This window comes from Lacrimispora brassicae, from assembly GCF_054772055.1.
Genome location: NZ_BRYH01000012.1, coordinates 13066 through 31696, shown reverse-complemented (window position 1 = coordinate 31696; position 18631 = coordinate 13066). Strand labels below are relative to the sequence as shown.

General features: G+C 47.1%; 22 protein-coding genes. 17 read left to right on the top strand and 5 right to left on the bottom strand.

What is annotated here, in order from left to right:
- The first annotated feature begins 69 nt into the window (after positions 1–69).
- The 9 genes from ACYVD3_RS08005 to ACYVD3_RS07965 all read left to right on the top strand — a co-directional run bounded on the left by ACYVD3_RS08005 (position 70) and on the right by ACYVD3_RS07965 (position 7605).
- Positions 70–1482: a [Fe-Fe] hydrogenase large subunit C-terminal domain-containing protein gene (locus ACYVD3_RS08005; protein WP_460641994.1), complete on the top strand. Its 1413-nt coding sequence runs from the start codon at positions 70–72 to the stop codon at positions 1480–1482.
- A complete protein-coding gene (locus ACYVD3_RS08000) occupies positions 1460–1810 on the top strand; it encodes a hypothetical protein (RefSeq protein WP_460641993.1) in 351 nt (116 codons plus the stop codon). The genes ACYVD3_RS08005 and ACYVD3_RS08000 overlap by 23 nt, the downstream gene beginning before the upstream one ends.
- Positions 1791–2507, top strand: coding sequence for a PHP domain-containing protein (locus ACYVD3_RS07995; protein ID WP_460641992.1), 717 nt, complete (start codon positions 1791–1793; stop codon positions 2505–2507). The genes ACYVD3_RS08000 and ACYVD3_RS07995 overlap by 20 nt, the downstream gene beginning before the upstream one ends.
- 141 nt (positions 2508–2648) lie before the next feature.
- Positions 2649–3608 carry a polysaccharide deacetylase family protein gene (locus ACYVD3_RS07990; protein WP_460641991.1) on the top strand — a complete coding sequence of 320 codons (960 nt, stop codon included), beginning with the start codon at positions 2649–2651 and terminating at the stop codon, positions 3606–3608.
- A 44-nt stretch (positions 3609–3652) separates the two neighbouring features.
- Positions 3653–3856, top strand: a complete 204-nt coding sequence (locus ACYVD3_RS07985; protein ID WP_460641990.1) for a hypothetical protein — start codon at positions 3653–3655, stop codon at positions 3854–3856.
- 116 nt (positions 3857–3972) lie between these two features.
- Complete coding sequence (locus tag ACYVD3_RS07980; protein ID WP_460641989.1) at positions 3973–4347, top strand: GntR family transcriptional regulator; 375 nt, start codon at positions 3973–3975, stop codon at positions 4345–4347.
- Positions 4344–5051, top strand: a complete 708-nt coding sequence (locus tag ACYVD3_RS07975; protein ID WP_460641988.1) for an ABC transporter ATP-binding protein — start codon at positions 4344–4346, stop codon at positions 5049–5051. The genes ACYVD3_RS07980 and ACYVD3_RS07975 overlap by 4 nt, the downstream gene beginning before the upstream one ends.
- Positions 5052–5068: 17 nt before the next feature.
- Positions 5069–5941, top strand: coding sequence for a hypothetical protein (locus ACYVD3_RS07970; RefSeq protein WP_460641987.1), 873 nt, complete (start codon positions 5069–5071; stop codon positions 5939–5941).
- Between the two features lie 512 nt (positions 5942–6453).
- Positions 6454–7605 (top strand): aldo/keto reductase, encoded by a 1152-nt coding sequence (locus ACYVD3_RS07965; RefSeq protein WP_460641986.1) that lies wholly within the window; start codon positions 6454–6456, stop codon positions 7603–7605.
- Between the two features lie 185 nt (positions 7606–7790).
- Here ACYVD3_RS07965 and ACYVD3_RS07960 read toward each other — a convergent pair whose 3' ends face one another.
- The 3 genes from ACYVD3_RS07960 to ACYVD3_RS07950 are packed head-to-tail and all read right to left on the bottom strand — an operon-like array spanning position 7791 to position 9960.
- On the bottom strand, positions 7791–8996 hold the full coding sequence (locus tag ACYVD3_RS07960; RefSeq protein WP_460641985.1) for a class I SAM-dependent rRNA methyltransferase: 1206 nt from the start codon (positions 8994–8996) through the stop codon (positions 7791–7793).
- Between the two features lie 14 nt (positions 8997–9010).
- Positions 9011–9532, bottom strand: coding sequence for a hypothetical protein (locus tag ACYVD3_RS07955; RefSeq protein WP_460641984.1), 522 nt, complete (start codon positions 9530–9532; stop codon positions 9011–9013).
- Entirely contained in the window at positions 9532–9960 is a 429-nt protein-coding gene (locus ACYVD3_RS07950; protein WP_460641983.1) for a DUF4430 domain-containing protein, read from the bottom strand. The genes ACYVD3_RS07955 and ACYVD3_RS07950 overlap by 1 nt, the downstream gene beginning before the upstream one ends.
- 264 nt (positions 9961–10224) lie before the next feature.
- Between ACYVD3_RS07950 and ACYVD3_RS07945 the strand changes: the two genes are divergently transcribed.
- The 5 genes from ACYVD3_RS07945 to ACYVD3_RS07925 all read left to right on the top strand — a co-directional run bounded on the left by ACYVD3_RS07945 (position 10225) and on the right by ACYVD3_RS07925 (position 13905).
- Positions 10225–10842 (top strand): SIR2 family NAD-dependent protein deacylase, encoded by a 618-nt coding sequence (locus ACYVD3_RS07945; RefSeq protein ID WP_460641982.1) that lies wholly within the window; start codon positions 10225–10227, stop codon positions 10840–10842.
- 71 nt (positions 10843–10913) lie between these two features.
- Complete coding sequence (gene hisH, locus ACYVD3_RS07940; RefSeq protein WP_460641981.1) at positions 10914–11522, top strand: imidazole glycerol phosphate synthase subunit HisH; 609 nt, start codon at positions 10914–10916, stop codon at positions 11520–11522.
- A gap of 10 nt (positions 11523–11532) precedes the next feature.
- A complete protein-coding gene (hisF, locus tag ACYVD3_RS07935; protein WP_460641980.1) occupies positions 11533–12294 on the top strand; it encodes an imidazole glycerol phosphate synthase subunit HisF in 762 nt (253 codons plus the stop codon).
- 84 nt (positions 12295–12378) lie between these two features.
- A complete protein-coding gene (locus ACYVD3_RS07930; RefSeq protein WP_460641979.1) occupies positions 12379–13053 on the top strand; it encodes a uracil-DNA glycosylase in 675 nt (224 codons plus the stop codon).
- 18 nt (positions 13054–13071) lie between these two features.
- On the top strand, positions 13072–13905 hold the full coding sequence (locus ACYVD3_RS07925) for an undecaprenyl-diphosphate phosphatase (protein WP_460641978.1): 834 nt from the start codon (positions 13072–13074) through the stop codon (positions 13903–13905).
- Positions 13906–14000: 95 nt separating this feature from the next.
- On the opposite strand, the gene ACYVD3_RS07920 is transcribed toward ACYVD3_RS07925, so the two are convergent.
- A complete protein-coding gene (locus ACYVD3_RS07920) occupies positions 14001–14246 on the bottom strand; it encodes an HPr family phosphocarrier protein (RefSeq protein ID WP_460641977.1) in 246 nt (81 codons plus the stop codon).
- Positions 14247–14527: 281 nt separating this feature from the next.
- A complete protein-coding gene (locus ACYVD3_RS07915) occupies positions 14528–15556 on the bottom strand; it encodes a 3-deoxy-7-phosphoheptulonate synthase (protein ID WP_460641976.1) in 1029 nt (342 codons plus the stop codon).
- Positions 15557–15729: 173 nt separating this feature from the next.
- Between ACYVD3_RS07915 and ACYVD3_RS07910 the strand changes: the two genes are divergently transcribed.
- From ACYVD3_RS07910 to ACYVD3_RS07900, 3 genes are all read left to right on the top strand, one after another.
- Positions 15730–16014: a hypothetical protein gene (locus ACYVD3_RS07910; RefSeq protein WP_460641975.1), complete on the top strand. Its 285-nt coding sequence runs from the start codon at positions 15730–15732 to the stop codon at positions 16012–16014.
- Positions 16015–16020: 6 nt separating this feature from the next.
- On the top strand, positions 16021–16830 hold the full coding sequence (locus tag ACYVD3_RS07905) for a MurR/RpiR family transcriptional regulator (protein WP_460641974.1): 810 nt from the start codon (positions 16021–16023) through the stop codon (positions 16828–16830).
- A gap of 189 nt (positions 16831–17019) precedes the next feature.
- Positions 17020–18612, top strand: coding sequence for a PTS transporter subunit EIIC (locus tag ACYVD3_RS07900; RefSeq protein WP_460641973.1), 1593 nt, complete (start codon positions 17020–17022; stop codon positions 18610–18612).
- Positions 18613–18631 lie beyond the last annotated feature (19 nt).

Below are 18631 nucleotides of genomic sequence, written 5' to 3'. Positions count from 1 at the left end.
TACACCCGATAAAGCGGGGTGGGCTCTGCCCAAAGAGCGTGGGCAATAACACGGAAATGAGGTGAAAAGGTGGATAAATTTTATCATTCGGTAAGGCTTGATGAAGAACTTTGCATGGGATGTATCAATTGCATCAAACGGTGCCCTACCCAGGCCATCAGGGTGAGAAACGGGAAGGCACAGATCAACAGTAAATTCTGCATTGACTGCGGGGAGTGCATCCGGGTATGTCCTCATCATGCAAAACATGCCACATATGATAAACTGGAGGTTTTAAAACAGTATGAATATACGGTGGCCTTGCCGCCCCCATCCCTTTACAGCCAGTTTAACAATCTGGATGATGTGAATATTGTTTTAAACGCCCTTCTTATGATGGGATTTGATGATGTATTTGAGGTAAGCGCAGCAGCGGAACTGGTAAGCGAGGCCACCAGGGAGTATTTAAGCGAAAATCCGGACAAACTTCCGGCCATCAGCACTGCCTGTCCTTCTGTGGTGCGGCTCATCCGGGTCAAGTTCCCCAACCTGATCCCCAATCTGCTGCCCTTAAACCCTCCGGTGGAGGTAGCGGCCATTCTGGCAGCCCAGAAAGCCATGGAAAAGACCGGACTTGAAAGGGAAAAGATCGGGATCATTTTTATTTCTCCCTGTCCCTCAAAGGTCACCTATGTAAAGTCTCCCCTTGGAACGGAGCACAGTGAGGTGGACAAGGTGCTTGCCATAAAGGATTTATATCCCCGGCTTTTGTCCTGTATGAAGGCGGTGGGAGAGGATCCGCCGGAGATCGGGACCTCAGGGAAAATCGGAGTCAGTTGGGGCCGGAGCGGAGGAGAGGCAAGCGGCCTGTTTACCGAGGATTACCTGGCGGCGGATGGCATTGAAAATGTGATCCGGGTTCTTGAGGATATGGAGGACCAGAAATTTACCAATTTAAAATTTGTGGAGCTTAATGCCTGCAACGGCGGCTGTGTGGGCGGCGTGCTCACGGTGGAAAACCCGTACGTGGCGGAGGTAAAGCTAAAACGGCTCCGGAAGTACATGCCGGTGGCAAGAAGCCATATGCAGGCAGGAGCCGAGGAGCTGGTGAAGTGGACCAAGGAGGTCCAGTACGAGCCGGTGTTCAATTTAGGGGAAACCATGATGGAAAGCTTTGCAAGGCTTAATCAGGTGGAACGGCTTTTAAAGAAGCTTCCCGGCTTAGACTGCGGCTCCTGCGGCGCACCTACCTGCAAGGCTCTGGCAGAGGATATCGTCCGGGGAGAAGCGGTGGAATCGGACTGCGTGTATTTCCTCAGGGACAATGTGCATAAGCTGTCGGAGGAGGTTTCCAGGCTGGCAGCCGATATTGTGGAAGGCGACAGGGACAGCTATGAGAAATTCAAGGTCATATCAAAGTATATCCAAAGAATATCCGATGAAATGACTCAGCTTGACAGAAAAGAAGGGAGGAAACGAAATGACGATAAGGGAATTGATTGACAGCAATTTATTTGAAGTGGTAAATGCAGGAGAAGGGCTTGACCGTGAGATCAAAAAGCCGTTTTGCTGCGATTTATTAAGCATAGCAATGGGAAGGGCAACCGAGGGGTGCGCATGGGTGACGGTGATGGGAAACATGAATACCCTTGCAGTTGCCTCTCTTGCCGATGCTGCCTGTGTGATCATGGCAGAGGGGGCAATTCTTGACGAAGCGGCCGTGAAAAAGGCGGTGGATCAGGAGATCACGGTTTTTAAAACAGAACTGCCCATCTTTGAAGCCGCCCTGCTGATCTATCAAAAGCTGCCTCATGATGAATCTCACCTATGACCTTCACATTCATTCCTGCCTATCACCGTGCGGGGATGATGATATGACACCGGCCAATATTGCAGGGATGGCCGCCTTAAAAGGGCTAGATGTGATTGCGGTGACGGATCACAACTCCTGTAAAAACTGTCCGGCTGTGCTTCATTTTGCAGAGGAATACGGGATACTTGCAGTGCCTGGAATGGAAATCTGTACATCGGAGGAAGTACATGCGGTGTGCCTGTTTCCAAGCCTTCATAAGGCCATGGAGTTTGATGAATATGTATATGAACGGCTGATGCCCTTCCCTAATAAGGAGGAAATATTTGGAAAACAGCAGCTATATAATAAGGAAGATGTGGTATGGGGAACAGTGCCCAATCTTCTTATTAACAGCGTGGATATCTCCTTTGATGAGTTATGGGATCTGGTCCGGTCCTATGGAGGTGTCATGTTTCCGGCCCATATAGACAAGTCCGCCAACAGCCTGATCTCCAACCTGGGATTTGTGCCTCCTGACAGCCAGTTTGCCACGGCTGAGGTAAAAGATATTACAAAGCTTCACGAGCTTAGGAAAAGGAACCCATATCTGGAGGAGTGCCGGATCATAAGCAATTCCGATGCCCATTATCTGGCAGACATCCATGAGCCAAGGCTTACCATAGAGGCTGAGGAAAAGACCAGGGAAGCAGTGGTCCGGGCGCTTTTGCATAAATAGGAATTTTTATTAAGTTAGTAAATTTCCTTCCAATTTCTTCCTGTTTCCTGTATAGTAGTGGTTAGCAACAGGGAAACACCCTGCGGGTATACCTATATGCCCAGAAAGCATGGGCAAAAATGGGGAAAGGAGAAATGTAACATGAAAAAATTATTACAATGGGGCTTCGGCCTGATGACCGTGGCACTTGTGACAGCGTTCGTACCGGCTACACCGTTTCCTTCCATGGCGGATGAAACGGCATCGGCCCAGGAGGCATCGGAAGTACGAAATGGCTGGATAGATGAAAACCTGGGGCCAGGTGTGGCCAGGTGGGTAGACGAGAATGGAAATGTTTCAGAGCAGCCGGGAAAACAAGAGGAAGAAGAAACTGGTAACGAGGGGCAGGACAACTCCCAGGCCCAGGATGTAAATGCAGGAACAGAGGCGGAAGGGCAGCAGGAGGCTGCTTCCCAGGAAAGTCAGGAGCAGGCTCCTGCAGGACGCCAGATCGACCCTTCAAAGCCAATGGTGGCTTTGACATTTGACGACGGGCCTTTTGCTCCTGTGGGAAATCAGATTATGGATTGTCTGGCCCAGTATGGAGGAAAGGCCACGTTTTTCGTGGTGGGCAGCCGGGTTCCCTCTTATGGGGCGGAAATGCAGCGCATGGCCGCAGAAGGGCATGAAATCGGCAATCACACCTATGAGCATAAAAACCTGACCAAATTAAACGGAGCTCAGATCCAGAGACAGATCAACTTATGCAATGACGCGGTACAGGCTGCCTGCGGTGTCAGGCCTGCCCTGGTAAGGCCTCCGGGAGGGGCAAAAAATGCTGCGGTCCTTGCAAATGCCCAGGCGCCTGTCATCATGTGGAGCATTGATACCCGGGACTGGAAGACGAGAAATGCGGCAAAGACGGTAAATGCGGTAATGAGCCAGGTCCGTGACGGAGATATCGTTCTCATGCATGAGCTTTATTCCCAAAGCGGGGCTGCTGCCCTTGAAATCATTCCAAGGCTTTCGGAGGCAGGGTATCAGTTGGTTACGGTAAGCGAGATGGCCGCCTTGCGGGGAGGAGTTGCCCCAGGAGGCGTTTATTCTCACTTTTATCCATAAAGGATGAATGGAATGGTAGAGATTTAATAAGGAACTGAAAAAGTTTGAGCCCCCTGCATGGGTGCTCAAACTTTTTTATCATACAGGTGCTGACCGTTATTTCCAATGCCATTATTAACAAGACGGATAAGTTTATAGATAAGGAATACACGGCCATGAGGCAGCCTTCCGGTATATGGGAAAACCAATTTAATCTTCCAGATGACGGCACGGTTATCGGCCAGATGAATGAATGGAGTATGCCATAAGCACGTTTTGGAAAACTGTATTTTTGAAATATCTGTTGACACAAATGGGAAATGACTGTATTATTGTATTATGTGATTAATACAACAGCAGAACAATACAAAAAGGAGGCGGTATCATGACCTGGAAACTGACCGATGACCGGCCCATCTGGATACAGCTTGTGGATCAGCTCACTTTGCGCATCGTGTCCGGCATATATGCATCCGGCGCGGCTGTGCCAACGGTGCGGGCGCTGGCCAGTGAGGCGAGTGTCAACCCAAACACTATGCAGCGCGCACTGGCGGAACTGGAAAGCAGGGGGCTGGTAGAAACGCGCCGCACAGCAGGACGGATGGTTACAGAGGATCTGTCACTCATCCACAGAGTGCGGGAGGAGTTTGCCTATACGCGAATGGATGAATTTCTTGCGTCCATGCGTGCCCTGGGCTATACCGATGAACAAACCCGCGACCTGCTCGCAGCGTGGAATAAAAAGGAGGAACATATATGAATCAGGAACTCATCACAGCGCGCGGCCTGACTAAGCTCTACGGTACAAAGCCCGCCCTTGACCATATTGATCTGGCAGTGGGCCGGGGCCGTATTATCGGCCTTTTGGGTCCAAACGGCTCTGGCAAGACCACCTTTATCAAGCTTCTGTGCGGACTCTTGCAGCCAACCTCCGGCACACTGGAGGTAAACGGCAATGGGCCTGGAGTGGAAACCAAGTCAGTCATCTCTTATCTGCCAGATCGCATGTACTTTGCCGACTGGATGAAAACCTGCGATCTGACTGATTTTTTTGCTGATTTTTATGGGGATTTTGACCGTCCAAAGGCAATGGAAATGTTCGCAGCCCTTGGCATCCAGCCCAATGACCGGCTGAAGACCATGTCTAAGGGCACCAAAGAAAAGGTACAGCTTGCGCTCATCATGAGCCGTAAAGCACAGCTTTATCTGCTTGACGAGCCCATCGGCGGCGTTGACCCGGCAGCACGTGACTTCATTCTGAACACGATTCTGACCAACTATAACGAAAATGGTACTGTCATGCTTTCCACACACCTGATTTCCGATATTGAGCGCGTGTTGGACGAAGCCATTTTCCTGCAAAACGGCAAGGTTGTGCGCCACGATACTGTGGATAACATCCGCGAGCAGGAAGGCAAGTCAGTCGATCAACTGTTCCGCGAAATCTTCGCCTACAGCAGCTAATAAAAGGAGGAAATAAGATGTTTGGCAAACTTTGCAAATACGAATTTAAATCCATTGTGCGCACTCTTGCGCCCATTTATCTGGCGGTTATCGCCATATCCATTCTTAATGCATTTATGGGTGTAGGCTCGCTGTCCAATGGATATTATGACGGCCTGATGTCTGGCTTCAGCTTTGGCCACGGCCTTCTAAGCCTGATTCAGACGATCTCCGTGATCGCCTACTTCGGCGTTCTGGTTGCGCTGAGTGTACTGACCCTGATCATCGTCATTCAGCGGTTTTATAAGGGCCTTCTATGCGATGAAGGCTATTTGATGTTTACCCTTCCGGTAAAGCCCTGGCAGTTGATTGCAGCAAAGGGCACGGTAGCATTTGTCATGTCCCTGGCAAGCGTTCTGACGGCTTTTGTATCCATTTTTATTCTGGTGCTGGGTACCGTAGGTCCTGCCAAAGTTTTTACAGCAATTTCCGATCCTCAGATATGGGCTGTCTTCAACCGTGGGATTGCTCAGGTTCCGTCCTGGCCTCTGCTTGTGTTTGAGCTGATTATTCTGACAATTGTCAGCGGACTGGTTAAGCTTTACCACATGTACTTTTCCATGGCACTGGGGCATTTGTCAAACAAACACCGCGTGATGATGTCCGTTGTGGCCTTTATTGCAATCTCTATGCTTATTAGCTTTATCAGCGGATTTGCAATGATCATACTTGCAAGTGTACCATCCCTGAAATCGTTTTCCCGCATGATTGAAACCATGCCTGACACACAGGGGGTGTCCTATGCCCTGCACCTGGCCTTTATTGGTTCGATTATTTACAGTGGGATTCAGCTTGCCATATTCTTTTTCGGTACGGAACGTATCCTGTCAAAGCGCCTTAATCTGGAGTAGCAGAAAACAAATTTAAATAAAAAAGCAACAAAAGAGAGTGCTGAAAAATCAATGTTGTCAAGTTGAAAACTTTATAAAGAAATCAAACAAGACTTGAGAAAAAACAAAAAATATTGCCTCGCAATTGATTATAAACTAATTAATTGTGAGGTATTTTTTATGAATTTGCCTCATTCAACTTATAACGTTTTCTTCAGGAATTGCAGCAATTTATTCATTCTGAGGCGTTTCAGCAATACCCTTTTCATTTTTGTTTCTTATCCCCCAATAATGTCTTGACCTCTTTGTTTACAAGCGTTGGTATAACAGTTATAATAATACAAAGGGGCGATAGAATGAAAGACTCTGCCTGCATTTAGAAGAATCAACAAGGGTGAAACTCGAAGAATTATATGGAATGGTTAAAAGATGGACTGAAAAAGGCTGATATAATTTAAGAGAAGTCTTGATGCAATTACTTCAGCGGAGGAATAATTAATATTAATAGATATTTAAGTTCAGGGGGTAATAATATGGAATACAGAGAGGTTGGGAAAACCGGCAAACATGCAAGCGTTATTGGCCTTGGCTGCGAACACCTTGACGGCAAGTCATATGAGCAAGTAAAGGAAACCATTGATGCAGCACTTGAGCATGGCGTTAATCTTTTGGATGTTTTTATGCCAGGCACGGAAGTGCGTGAAAACATCGGAAAAGCCCTTGGCAGCAAGCGTGACCAGGTGATGCTGCAAGGGCATATCGGTTCCACGAATATAAACATGCAGTACGATATCAGTCGGGACATGCCTGTGGTTAAGCAGTATTTTGAAGAACTGCTGCGGATCTTCGGCTACATAGATTTTGGCATGATGTTTTTTATTGACTCGGAGCAGGACTATAAAAATGTTTTTGAGACAGACTTTGTCACATATGTGGAGCGGCTGAAACAACAAGGCGACATCCGGCATATTGGTTTTAGCTCCCACAATCCTGAAACAGCAATGAAGGTCATTCACACAGGAGTGCCAGAGATGATGATGTTTAGCATTAATCCTGCATTTGACATGCTCTCATCTAAAGCGAGCATTTTCGATTGCCTTGATAATGGCTTCCAGGCAGGGGTTTTTAACGGAATTGATCCCAAGCGAGCGGAATTATACAAGCTGTGTACACAAAAACAAGTTGGTATTACTGTGATGAAAACCTTTGGCGGCGGCAAACTGCTCTCGCCGGAACATACGCCTTACAGCAAACCCATGACTTCGCCGCAGTGTATCCATTACGCACTTTCAAGGCCGGCAGTGGCCAGTGTGCTGACAGGCTGTAAAACACGGGCTGAAGTCAATGACAACATGAGTTATCTTTCGGCAGCCGATACTGACAAGGATTACGCTTGGATTTTTAACGAAGTGCATAGTGCTTTCGAAGGAAATTGCGTGTATTGCGGACATTGCCAGCCATGTCCTTCTGAAATAGATATTGCCGCTGTCAACAAATACTTGGACATTGCTCGGCTTGATAAGAACGCTGTACCACCATCCATACGTTCTCATTATCAAAGCCTTCTTCATGGCGGGGATGAGTGTATCGCCTGTGGCAGTTGCGAAGCGCGTTGTCCATTTGGGGTTCCAGTCATTAAAAATATGATGGAAGCCGACTCGCTGCTGGGCAGAAGGAGCGAATGATGATGAAAAGCGCAAAGCCGGGGCATAAAACCTGACCGAATCCACAATTATATGGAGTTGTTGGAGGAACTGGCTGTCAAATCAAGGAAATTAAACGAGGGCATCCCAAAAGTTGAATTTAAAATTCCTTTTGGGATGCCCTCTCTTGCTGGATTTTGAATGATAGAACGTCTGGTGAATTCCGGTTATTTCTCGTCGCAGACCTGGAAAATGTAAAATTTCAGGTAATAGGAGGTTTCTTCTCCCGCCCACAAGATGGGGTGGTCCGCAGCCTGGGTCCTGTATTCTACCTGTCGGAGGCGCTTGTGGACGTTTGCGGCTGCTTCCCGGATGGTTTTGGTGAAAAGCTCTGGAGTCATGAAATGGGAGCAGGAGCAGGTGGCTAAGTAGCCGCCATCCCTGATCAGTTTCATGCCCCGGAGATTAATCTCCCGGTAGCCTTTAACCGCGTTCTTTACGGAGTTTCTGGATTTGGTGAAGGCCGGGGGGTCCAGGATGACCACATCGAATTTTTCCCCGTTTTTCTCAAGCTCAGGAAGAAGCTCAAAAACATCGGCGCACTGAAAGGTTACCCGGTGGGATAAGCCGTTTAATTCAGCATTTTCTTTTGCCTGGGCGATGCCAAGCTCAGAGGCATCCACGCCAAGGACCTCCCTTGCTCCCGCAATGCCGGCATTTAAGGCAAATGAGCCGGTGTGGGTGAAGCAGTCCAAGACCTTCTTGTCTTTGCATAGGCGCTGAATGGCAAGGCGGTTGTATTTCTGGTCAAGGAAAAATCCGGTTTTCTGGCCATCCTGAACATCGACTAAGTATTTGACTCCATTTTCCAAGATCTCCACCTTGGTGTCAAAAGAGGGACCAATGAAGCCCTTAAAGCGTTCCATGCCTTCCTGGAGACGGACCTTGGCATCGCTCCGCTCGTAAATCCCCCGGATCTTTATGCCATCCTCTTCCAGTACTTTTATGAGCTTTTCCAGGATCACAGGCTTTAGCCGGTCAATGCCAAGGGCCAGGGATTCCACCACAAGGACATGGCCGAACTTGTCAACCACGATTCCGGGAAGGAAGTCTGCCTCCCCGAAAATCAGGCGGCAGCAGGAGGTATCCACTGTGGCTTTCCGGTATTCCCATGCATTGCGGACCCGCATTTCCAGGAAGCTTTCGTCTACTGTGGTGTCTTTTTTTCGGGACATGATGCGGACGGTGAGCTTGGAACTGGTATTGATGAAGCCATGGCCCAGGAAATAGCCGTCAAAGTCTTCCACAAGAATCATGTCCCCGTTGGTATAATCTCCGGTGATGGTATCAATTTCATTGTCATAGATCCACAGGCCGCCGGCCTTTAAAGAACGGCCTTCTCCTTTTTTCAATCTTACGATTGCTGATTCCATAAGCATACACTCCTTTATCGCTGAATTAGACCTCGTTTTAATGAGGTGAGCAGCCGGTATAACGGCTGAAACAAAATGAGGGACAGAAAAAAATTGCCGGTTCCGTGGACGATATCGTATGGGATTCCAGCCGTCCACCAGGTGAGGGCCCCGCCGGGGCCTCCGGCAATGAGGTAGAATCCGGCGCAGAAGAATCCGAACAGCATCCCAAAGATTCCGGAAAGCAGGGATATGCCAAAGGGCGTTGGCATTTTGTTTTTGTAGATGAGAAATACGGCGGCCGGAAGAATGGGCCACACATATAAATAGGAAAACCACCAGAGGCCAAAGCCGTATACAAGCCCTTCCAATATAACAAACACGTACAGGATGAGCCATACGTGTTTGCGGAATACCAGGGTGTATAAAATTAGAAGCAGGGATACCAATTCTACATTAGGCAGCCATGACAAACTCACCTGGCTGACAAATAAAAGGGCTGAAAGCAATGCGTCTAATACCAGCTCCCTGGTGGTAAGCAGGGAATGGTTTTTCATTATTTTTTGTTTTCCTCAGAGGACAGGGTATACTGAAAGGTGTAGTGCTCGCCATCCTTGATGGCCTGCTGGCTCACTCCATAGCTGCAGGGGTCCCCGTTGCACAGAAGAGCCCAGTAAGCGCCATCCTTCTGATAGTCTGCCCGTTTTCCGTTAATCTTATTGACCATGAGGCCCAGTTCTTCGGTAGTGGTTCCTTCAATTTGAAGATTCGGTACGGATTTAAGTGCTTCTAACAGAAACTGTGCTTCCGTGGTGATCTGGTAGTGGTCCTTTACTCCGTTTTCATATACCACATCAATGGAAATGTTTTTTGTTCCCGCCATGGGAACCGGTTTTGTCAGGGTATATATGAGCAACAGCAGCGCCAGGAGCGCAATGGCAGCGCAGCCTCCCAAAAAGGGAGAAAGCCTTTTAAACTTATTCATGATCTGCTGACTTCCTTTTTCATTATTTGTCTCCTAATGAATCAAGAGGATATGCTTGCATATCCAGTTGGTTCACAAACCTGTATCTGGCAAATGCTGCAAGGAGCAAATACCTCACATCCTGATGTGGGGTATTTGACTAAATGCATGAATTAGTATAGCATATATCCATAGTAGGCCGCAAGGACAGAATTTCCATCTTTTCATAAAATACCCTTTGATGTATAATTAAAGAGAATTGTATGAATAAAAAGGTGGATGAATATGGCTGAGAAGGAACAGATTTTAGGAGAAATAGAAGTTTGTGAAAAGCTTTTGATCGGAATCGGAGAGGAATGGAAGGCAGAAAACATACCGGATATTGGAAGTCTGTATGAAAAGCTGGACAGGCTCATTAAGGGTAAGGATTATTTTATTGTGACCACAGTCACCGATGGGGAGATATTTAAGTCACCCCTGGAAAAAAGCCGGTTGGTAGCGCCCTGCGGGAATGTGACATGGAGGCAGTGCTCCAAATCCTGTACAAAGGATATCTGGGAGCCGGATGAGATTCCAGAGGATGTCTGTCCCCATTGCAATGCTCCCCTTACGGGCAATACCATAGAATTAAAGAACTACATAGAAGAAGGCTACCTTCCCCAGTGGAAGGCCTATACAACATGGCTGGCCGGGACCCTTAACAAAAGGCTGCTGGTTTTGGAACTGGGAGTTGGCTTTAAGACTCCAACAGTCATCCGATGGCCTTTTGAGAAGACTGTGTCAATAAACAAAAAGGCCCATATGTACCGGATTCACGAAAGCTTTTCCCAGATTCCTGAGGCTGTGAAGGGGAAGGCTGATGGTGTTTCGGGAAATTCTTTGGAATTTCTTAGGAAATTATAGTCATATTTTGCGTTGTACATTGTATGCCGCTGTGTTAAAATGTTGAAAAAAGGCGTAAAGAGGTGACAGCCATGATTGCAATAATCGACTACGATGCTGGAAACTTGAAGAGTGTGGAGAAAGCCCTGACCTCACTGGGGGAAATGCCGGTGGTAAGCCGGGACAAGGAGATTCTGCTTTCTGCAGACAAGGTGATCCTGCCTGGGGTAGGTTCCTTTGGAGATGCAATGGAAAAGCTCCATCAATATGGGCTGGTGGATGTGATCCACCAGGTGGTTTCAAAGGGAACGCCCTTTCTTGGGATATGCTTAGGGCTTCAGCTTTTCTTTGAAAGCAGCGAAGAATGCCAGGGGGTCAAGGGGCTGTCCCTGCTTCCAGGAAGGATTGTGAGATTCCCGGATATACCGGGTCTTAAAGTCCCGCACATGGGATGGAACCGTCTGGATATAAAGCCTGACGCAAGACTTTTCAAAGGGATTGATTCCGGGGCATATGTGTATTTTGTCCATTCATATTATTTAGAAGCAGACAGGGAAGACCATGTGGCCGCATCTGCGGAGTACGGCGTCCGGTTCGGGGCATCGGTGGAACAGGGGAACCTTTTTGCCTGCCAATTCCATCCGGAGAAGAGCAGCGATACTGGATTAAAGATTTTAAAAAATTTCATTCAACTTACTTAGGAGGTGCCGGATGCTTACGAAGAGGATCATTCCATGCCTGGATGTAATGGACGGAAGGGTGGTAAAGGGCGTTAATTTCGTGAATTTAAAGGATGCCGGGGACCCGGTGGAGATTGCTGCCGCTTATGATAAGGCAGGTGCCGACGAGGTGGTGTTCCTTGATATCACCGCATCTTCCGATAACCGGAATACAGTGGTGGAGATGGTGCGCCGGGTGGCGGAGAAGGTGTTTATCCCCTTTACCGTTGGCGGCGGGATCCGTACGGTAGAGGATTTTAAAATGCTTTTAAGGGAAGGCGCGGATAAGATATCCATTAATTCCTCGGCCATCAATACCCCCCAGTTGATTTCCGATGCTGCCGGCAAATTCGGGCGCCAGTGCGTGGTGGTTGCCATTGATGCCAGAAGGAGAGGGGATGGAAAGGGCTGGAACGTATTTAAGAACGGAGGCCGGATCGATACAGGACTTGATGCGGTGGAATGGGCCATGAAGGCAGACAGCCTTGGAGCAGGGGAGATCCTGCTTACCAGCATGGACTGCGACGGAACAAAGGCCGGATATGATGATGAGCTGAACCGGATCATCGCGGAGCATGTTTCCGTTCCGGTGATCGCTTCAGGAGGGGCAGGCACTATGGAGCACTTTTGCAGTGCCCTGACAAAAGGAAAGGCTGATGCGGCCTTGGCTGCTTCCCTGTTCCATTACAAGGAGCTGGAGATCATGGAATTAAAACGGTATTTGAACGAAATGGGAGTACCGGTGAGAATTTAAGGCTGAAAGAAAAACATCTTTTCCCTTGATTCATCTGTATACAAAAATGGGGATTTCCCCAAAAAAGATAAAGGAGAGAGAAAAATGGGAGCAATTGAGAATGATTGGCTGGAACCCTTAAACGGAGAGTTTAAAAAGCCATATTACAGGGAACTTTATCAGAAGGTGAAGCATGAATATGAAACAACTCAGGTCTTTCCGGACCCAAACGACATTTTTAATGCGTTTCAGTTCACGCCCCTTTCCAAAGTGAAGGTAGTGATTCTGGGGCAGGATCCTTATCATAATAATGGGCAGGCCCACGGGCTGTGTTTTTCCGTAAAGCCTGATGTGGAGACACCTCCTTCTCTTGTGAACATTTATCAGGAGCTTAAGGAGGATTTGGGATGTGAGATCCCCAATAACGGGTATTTGAAAAAATGGGCGGATCAGGGGATCATGCTGCTTAATACGGTCCTTACTGTGCGCGCCCATGCGGCCAATTCCCATCAGGGGATGGGCTGGGAGACCTTTACGGATGCTGCCATTAAGATCTTAAATGAGCAGGATCGGCCCATGGTATTCCTTTTATGGGGACGTCCGGCCCAGAATAAGAAGGCCATGCTCACAAACCCCAGGCACTTAATCCTGGAAGCGCCTCACCCCAGCCCTCTTTCCGCTTACCGGGGATTTTTTGGCTGTAAACACTTTAGCAGGACCAATGCCTATTTAAAGGACAATGGGTTGGAGCCTATTGACTGGCAGATTGAAAATATATAAAAAGACAGGGGTAAAGGAATGAATATCATTGAGATTTTAAAAGTAATTGTTCTGGGAATTGTGGAGGGCTTTACGGAGTGGCTTCCCATAAGCAGTACGGGGCACATGATCCTGGTGGATGAAATCATACACTTGAATCAGCCGACCGCTTTTAAAAACATGTTTTTGGTGGTGATCCAGCTTGGGGCCATCCTGGCGGTACTGGTTCTGTATTTTGATAAGCTCAATCCTTTTTCCGCCAGGAAAAAGACCGCCCAGAAGCAGGCCACCCTGGTTCTCTGGTCCAAGATCATTTTGGCCTGTATTCCGGCCGCTGTGATCGGGTTTCTGGTGGATGACATCCTTGATGAATATCTGATGAACGGTTATGTGGTGGCAACGACCCTGATCCTCTATGGCGTGTTGTTTATCATTATTGAGAACCGAAACAAGTATCGGAGTTTTGATGTACAGAAGGTGGGGGATATTTCCTACCAGACGGCCCTTTGGATCGGCTTGTTCCAGCTTTTGTCCCTGATTCCCGGCACCTCCCGTTCCGGTTCCACCATTCTGGGAGCCATGATCTTAGGTTGTTCCAGGGCAGCTTCTGCTGAGTTTTCCTTTTTCCTTGGGATTCCCATTATGTTTGGAGCCAGCTTTTTAAAGATCGTGAAATATGGACTGAGTTTTACAGGTCCTCAGATATTCTATTTGGTTTTAGGCATGGTGGTGGCATTTGTGGTTTCCGTTTATTCTATTAAGTTTTTAATGGGATATATCAGACAGCATGATTTTAAATTCTTCGGATATTACAGAATTGTTTTGGGAGCAGTGGTGTTTTTATACTTTATCATTACGGCCTTCCTTGGCTAAAGGAATGAATAAAAGAAAAGAGAGTTGATCATCAGCATTATGCTAATGTCAACTCTCTTTTGGATGATAATTCATAATGGTTCCTTTCTGACAGATCACGGCTGGAACAGCATCTCGATCCGTCCTTCGGCGGCTTGTTCATCAATGCCGTCGAAATTAAATTGCAGGTTCCGATTCTGCGTGTTAAGCCCTTTTTTCATCTCGTCGTAGTCCTTGACATTTACCTTTACTAAACCGTAGTCAATATAGATGTCGCAGTCAAAGGCATTAGCGGTGTTGATTAAAAGTGCGAGGGGAATGGGGGTGTAACGCAGTTGGATATCGACTTCAATGGTCCGCATACCCATACCTCCTTTTCCTGATAGCCGGATAAATAAGTCCGGTTTAAACGTGTCAACAACTACATATGGGGTTATAGAGGCATCAACAGGATGAAGAGTCATATGGCTGACTACAATTATATTTTACCATCTCTTATTAGAAAAACAAGAGAAAATTGAAAAATAGTTGAAAAGAGGGCAGAATGCCAATAACAAACAGAAGAGAAGAGAAATATTAAACAAAAAACCTGCCGGATGCATTCTGGAATGCTCCGGCAGGATCTTAAATAAAGAACGGTTATTTATACATTTTCAGCGATTTCATAAATCAGGCGTTCAGAATCTTCCCAGCCCAGACAGGGATCAGTGATGGATTTTCCGTAGAAGCCTTCTCCCACCTTCTGGCAGCCTGGTTCAATGTAGCTTTCAATCATCAGACCCTTGATCAGAGAACGGATCTCAGGGGAATGCTTTCTGCTGTGAAGGACTTCCTTGGAAATACGGATCTGTTCCTTATATTTTTTGTTGGAATTGGAGTGGTTGGCGTCCACGATGCAGGCCGGGTTCTGGAGATTGCGGCGGCTGTACATTTCATGAAGAAGGAATAAATCTTCAAAGTGGTAGTTGGGGATGCACTGGCCGTGTTTGTTGACCGCGCCCCTTAAGATGGTGTGGGCCAATGGGTTGCCCTTGCTCCTCACTTCCCAGCCCCTGTAGGTGAAATCGTGGGCCTGCTGTGCGGCCACAACGGAGTTAAGCATAACAGACAAGTCTCCGCTGGTAGGATTTTTCATGCCAACGGCAACGTCACAGGCGCTGGAAGTCAGCCGGTGCTGCTGGTTTTCCACGGAACGGGCGCCAATGGCAATGTAGGACATAATATCGTCTAAATATCCCAGGTTTTCCGGATACAGCATCTCATCGGCTGTGGATAAACCGGTTTCTAAGAACACATTCATGTGCATCCGGCGGATGGCGATGAGGCCTTCGTGCATGTCCGGCTTTTTTTCCGGGTCAGGCTGGTGAAACATTCCCTTGTATCCTTCGCCTGTGGTTCTGGGCTTGTTGGTATAAATTCTTGGGATGAGGATCAGACGGTCTTTTGTTTTTTCCTGTACCGCAACAAGCCGGTTTACATAATTAGAAACAGACTCCTCATTGTCAGCGGAGCAGGGACCGATAATAACGAGAAATTTATCGCTTTTTCCGGTGAGTACATCGCTGATGGCCTGATCTCGTTCTATTTTAAGGGCTTTTAATTCTGCCGGAAGCGGAAAGCGTTCCTTGATCTCTTCCGGACTTGGCAGATTGTTTACATATTGAAATCCCATGGCATCCTCCTGTGTATGTGATTATTCTGTATTTTTTCTGTTGATTATATAACAGAACCTGTGAAAAATCCAGCATTCATTGAAAATTTAGCAATGTGCCTCCCTAAAGTGTTTCTTTTTAAGGAAAAATGGTGTATGATTACAGAGAATGAAAAGAGGGAGGATGGATTTCAATGGAACGATACTGGAATTGGCAAGGAAACTATATCGGTGTAAGGCAGAGGGATTATTTGGCGGCCTGTGACGGAAGGATTCTTGGGAAATTCTATGGAAAGGAAATCTATGACCAGAACGGGAATTACATCGGAGAAGTGGGCAGAGGCAGCCGGCTGATTAAAAATAAGAATAAGGAAGATTTTCGCCGCACAGGGTTCAGCACTTATGTGAAGGGGACCATAACGGCACCTTTCAAGGACTGCGCTCCTTATCCCCTGATTCAGGGGTATGAGGATTTTTAATAATGGATGAGAGATGATAATGAGGGAAGAAGGATGGCGGGAATGGTGGATTTAAGCAAGCTGACAGCGGGAAAAAACCTGACAGAGGTGGAGGACAGTGTTCTCCGTTACATTATTGAACACATGGATTCCATGCTTAAAATGGGAGTGCGGGGAGTTGCAAAGGAAAATTTCACCTCCACTTCTACCATCATGCGCCTGACAAAAAAGCTGGGCTACAGCGGGTTTGTGGATATGTATTACAAGCTGCTGCCCCTTGTAAACCGGGCTACGGACAATGAAGATGCCGGAATGCAGTTTATTAACAGCTTTTGCTCCAACTCTCTTTTAAAGTATAATTCCTACCAAGATATCCGGGAATTTGCCAGACGGCTGGGCCGTCTGGACGGGGGCTATGTATTTTTGTACGCTACTGGCTTTTCCGCCATACCTGTGGAATACTTAACAAAAAAGCTTCTTGTCCTTGGGATAAAATGCATTTATTCCAATGGAATGGATTCCATCGGCGTTTTTGAAAACAATCTGGAGAGCATGAAAATGCTCGTTGTAGTTTCCAGGTCAGGAGAAACAGACTGGGTGGCGGACCGGGTGAAAACTGCCAGGGAGAACGGCATTTTTACCGTGTCCTTTACCAATGAGGCGGAAAACCGGGTCAGCTCCATAACGGATATGCAGTTTCGCATAGAGGACAGCAATAAGCTGGATGACAGAAATATGATGGCAAACACATTTTTCCCTAATGTGTTTATGCTAATGGAGCTTTTGATCTATGAGTATCACAAGGTGCTCCAGAATATGGATAAAAAAGAAGAATAAAGGTTCCGGATGACGTTAAAAATAGCGGCATCCGGATTTTTTTTTGAAACCTGTTACTACTTGGGATAACAGGTTCCTATCCCTTCCCAAAGTATATACAAAGGGCGAGACGGCGGCTATAATACGGATATGAATTTCACGTGGAATGAAAAACAGAAAACCGATCATTGATAGTTGGAGGAAAAGAGAATGAAAGATAAAGTGATGGATCAGTTGCAGCGCTTTTCAAAAGCAATGTTTATCCCGGTTTTGATCCTGCCTATTGCAGGTATTTTAATCGCTGTGGGAAATTTATTTACCAATGCAAAATTGCTGGAGCTTCTGCCCTTTTTGGACAATCCGGTAACAAAGGGCTTTGGAACCATTCTGTCAGGTTCCCTGGTGTCTATCTTAAATAACCTGGGGCTGATCTTTTGTGTGGGACTTGCGGCAGGACTTGCCAATAAGAAAAAATATGAGGCCGGATTTACTGCTCTTTTAGGGTTTCTGGTATTCATTAACGCCATGAACAAGTTTATGACCTTAACAGGGATCCTGTTTACAGGGGAGTCCTTAAGGGGAACGGGTCAGGCCATGGTGCTGGGAGTACAGATCCTGGACATGGGTGTATTCCTGGGAATTATTCTTGGAATCGTAACGGCCATGGTCCACAACCGGTTTTGTGAAACAGAATTCCAAAATGCTTTCCAGATTTATGGAGGCTCCAGGTTTGTATTCATCGTATTGATCCCTGTGACCGTTTTCCTGGCGGTTCTCCTCACTTATGTCTGGCCGTTTGTCCAGTTGGGGATCACCAGCCTTGGAGGATTCATCAACCGTTCCGGTAACTTTGGAATCTTTATTTACGGTGCGCTGGAACGTCTTCTCATACCCACGGGTCTTCATCACCTGGTCTACACCCCGTTTTTATACACCTCTCTTGGCGGCATTGAAACCATAGGAGGGCAGGTGTTTGAAGGAGCCAGGAACATTTATTATGCCGAGATCGCAGATCCTTCCATTGAGGTCCTGTCCCGTTCAGTTATTTGGGATGCAAGAGGAATTTCCAAGATGTTCGGTCTTATGGGAGCCTGTCTTGCCATGTATCATACGGCCAGACCGGAAAACCGCAATAAGATCAAAGCCATCCTGATCCCTGCCGCATTTACTTCTTTTATTGCAGGGGTTACAGAGCCCATTGAATTTTCCTTTATGTTCGTGGCTCCGGTCCTGTTTGCTGTTCACGCAGGCTTAAGCGGACTGAGCATGGTGGTTCTCAATGTATTAAACGTCCGCGCCATCGGTCCCAACGGCTTTTTGGATTTTCTGCTTTTCAATGTGCCTTTGGGAATCCATAAAACCGGATGGCCCATGTACATTGTCACAGGCCTAATGTTTTTTGTGGTCTATTACGCCATATTCCGCTTTCTCATTACAAAACTGAATTTAAAGACTTTAGGACGGGAAACAGAAGGTATGGAAATGAAGCTTCATACCAAAGCGGAGTACAAGGAAAAGGTAGCTTCTGAAAAAGATGGAAAAGACGGCGATGATGTGGACGCCTCATTGATCATAAAAGCCCTGGGCGGTGCCGGTAATATTGAAAAAGTGGATAACTGTTTCACCCGTCTGCGCCTGATTATCACAGATCCGGGCCTGGTTCAGGAAGAGGTGCTGAAAAATGGCACCGGAGCCAACGGCGTGGTGAAAAAGGGTAATAACGTTCAGGTAATATATGGCTTAAAGGTAACTGCCGTAAGAAGAGCAGTAGATGAGGAACTGGGAAACGGCGAAAGCAACTGATAAATCAGGCAAAGCAAGG

What these genes read in the sequence shown, in the direction of transcription:
- ACYVD3_RS08000 (WP_460641993.1), top strand. Translation starts at nt 1,460, where the DNA reads ATGACGATAAGGGAATTGATTGACAGCAATTTATTTGAAGTGGTAAAT.
- ACYVD3_RS07995 (WP_460641992.1), top strand. Translation starts at nt 1,791, where the DNA reads ATGATGAATCTCACCTATGACCTTCACATTCATTCCTGCCTATCACCG.
- ACYVD3_RS07990 (WP_460641991.1), top strand. Translation starts at nt 2,649, where the DNA reads ATGAAAAAATTATTACAATGGGGCTTCGGCCTGATGACCGTGGCACTT.
- ACYVD3_RS07980 (WP_460641989.1), top strand. Translation starts at nt 3,973, where the DNA reads ATGACCTGGAAACTGACCGATGACCGGCCCATCTGGATACAGCTTGTG.
- ACYVD3_RS07975 (WP_460641988.1), top strand. Translation starts at nt 4,344, where the DNA reads ATGAATCAGGAACTCATCACAGCGCGCGGCCTGACTAAGCTCTACGGT.
- ACYVD3_RS07970 (WP_460641987.1), top strand. Translation starts at nt 5,069, where the DNA reads ATGTTTGGCAAACTTTGCAAATACGAATTTAAATCCATTGTGCGCACT.
- ACYVD3_RS07965 (WP_460641986.1), top strand. Translation starts at nt 6,454, where the DNA reads ATGGAATACAGAGAGGTTGGGAAAACCGGCAAACATGCAAGCGTTATT.
- ACYVD3_RS07960 (WP_460641985.1), bottom strand. Translation starts at nt 8,996, where the DNA reads ATGGAATCAGCAATCGTAAGATTGAAAAAAGGAGAAGGCCGTTCTTTA.
- ACYVD3_RS07955 (WP_460641984.1), bottom strand. Translation starts at nt 9,532, where the DNA reads ATGAAAAACCATTCCCTGCTTACCACCAGGGAGCTGGTATTAGACGCA.
- ACYVD3_RS07950 (WP_460641983.1), bottom strand. Translation starts at nt 9,960, where the DNA reads ATGAATAAGTTTAAAAGGCTTTCTCCCTTTTTGGGAGGCTGCGCTGCC.
- ACYVD3_RS07945 (WP_460641982.1), top strand. Translation starts at nt 10,225, where the DNA reads ATGGCTGAGAAGGAACAGATTTTAGGAGAAATAGAAGTTTGTGAAAAG.
- hisH (WP_460641981.1), top strand. Translation starts at nt 10,914, where the DNA reads ATGATTGCAATAATCGACTACGATGCTGGAAACTTGAAGAGTGTGGAG.
- hisF (WP_460641980.1), top strand. Translation starts at nt 11,533, where the DNA reads ATGCTTACGAAGAGGATCATTCCATGCCTGGATGTAATGGACGGAAGG.
- ACYVD3_RS07930 (WP_460641979.1), top strand. Translation starts at nt 12,379, where the DNA reads ATGGGAGCAATTGAGAATGATTGGCTGGAACCCTTAAACGGAGAGTTT.
- ACYVD3_RS07925 (WP_460641978.1), top strand. Translation starts at nt 13,072, where the DNA reads ATGAATATCATTGAGATTTTAAAAGTAATTGTTCTGGGAATTGTGGAG.
- ACYVD3_RS07920 (WP_460641977.1), bottom strand. Translation starts at nt 14,246, where the DNA reads ATGCGGACCATTGAAGTCGATATCCAACTGCGTTACACCCCCATTCCC.
- ACYVD3_RS07915 (WP_460641976.1), bottom strand. Translation starts at nt 15,556, where the DNA reads ATGGGATTTCAATATGTAAACAATCTGCCAAGTCCGGAAGAGATCAAG.
- ACYVD3_RS07910 (WP_460641975.1), top strand. Translation starts at nt 15,730, where the DNA reads ATGGAACGATACTGGAATTGGCAAGGAAACTATATCGGTGTAAGGCAG.
- ACYVD3_RS07905 (WP_460641974.1), top strand. Translation starts at nt 16,021, where the DNA reads ATGAGAGATGATAATGAGGGAAGAAGGATGGCGGGAATGGTGGATTTA.
- ACYVD3_RS07900 (WP_460641973.1), top strand. Translation starts at nt 17,020, where the DNA reads ATGAAAGATAAAGTGATGGATCAGTTGCAGCGCTTTTCAAAAGCAATG.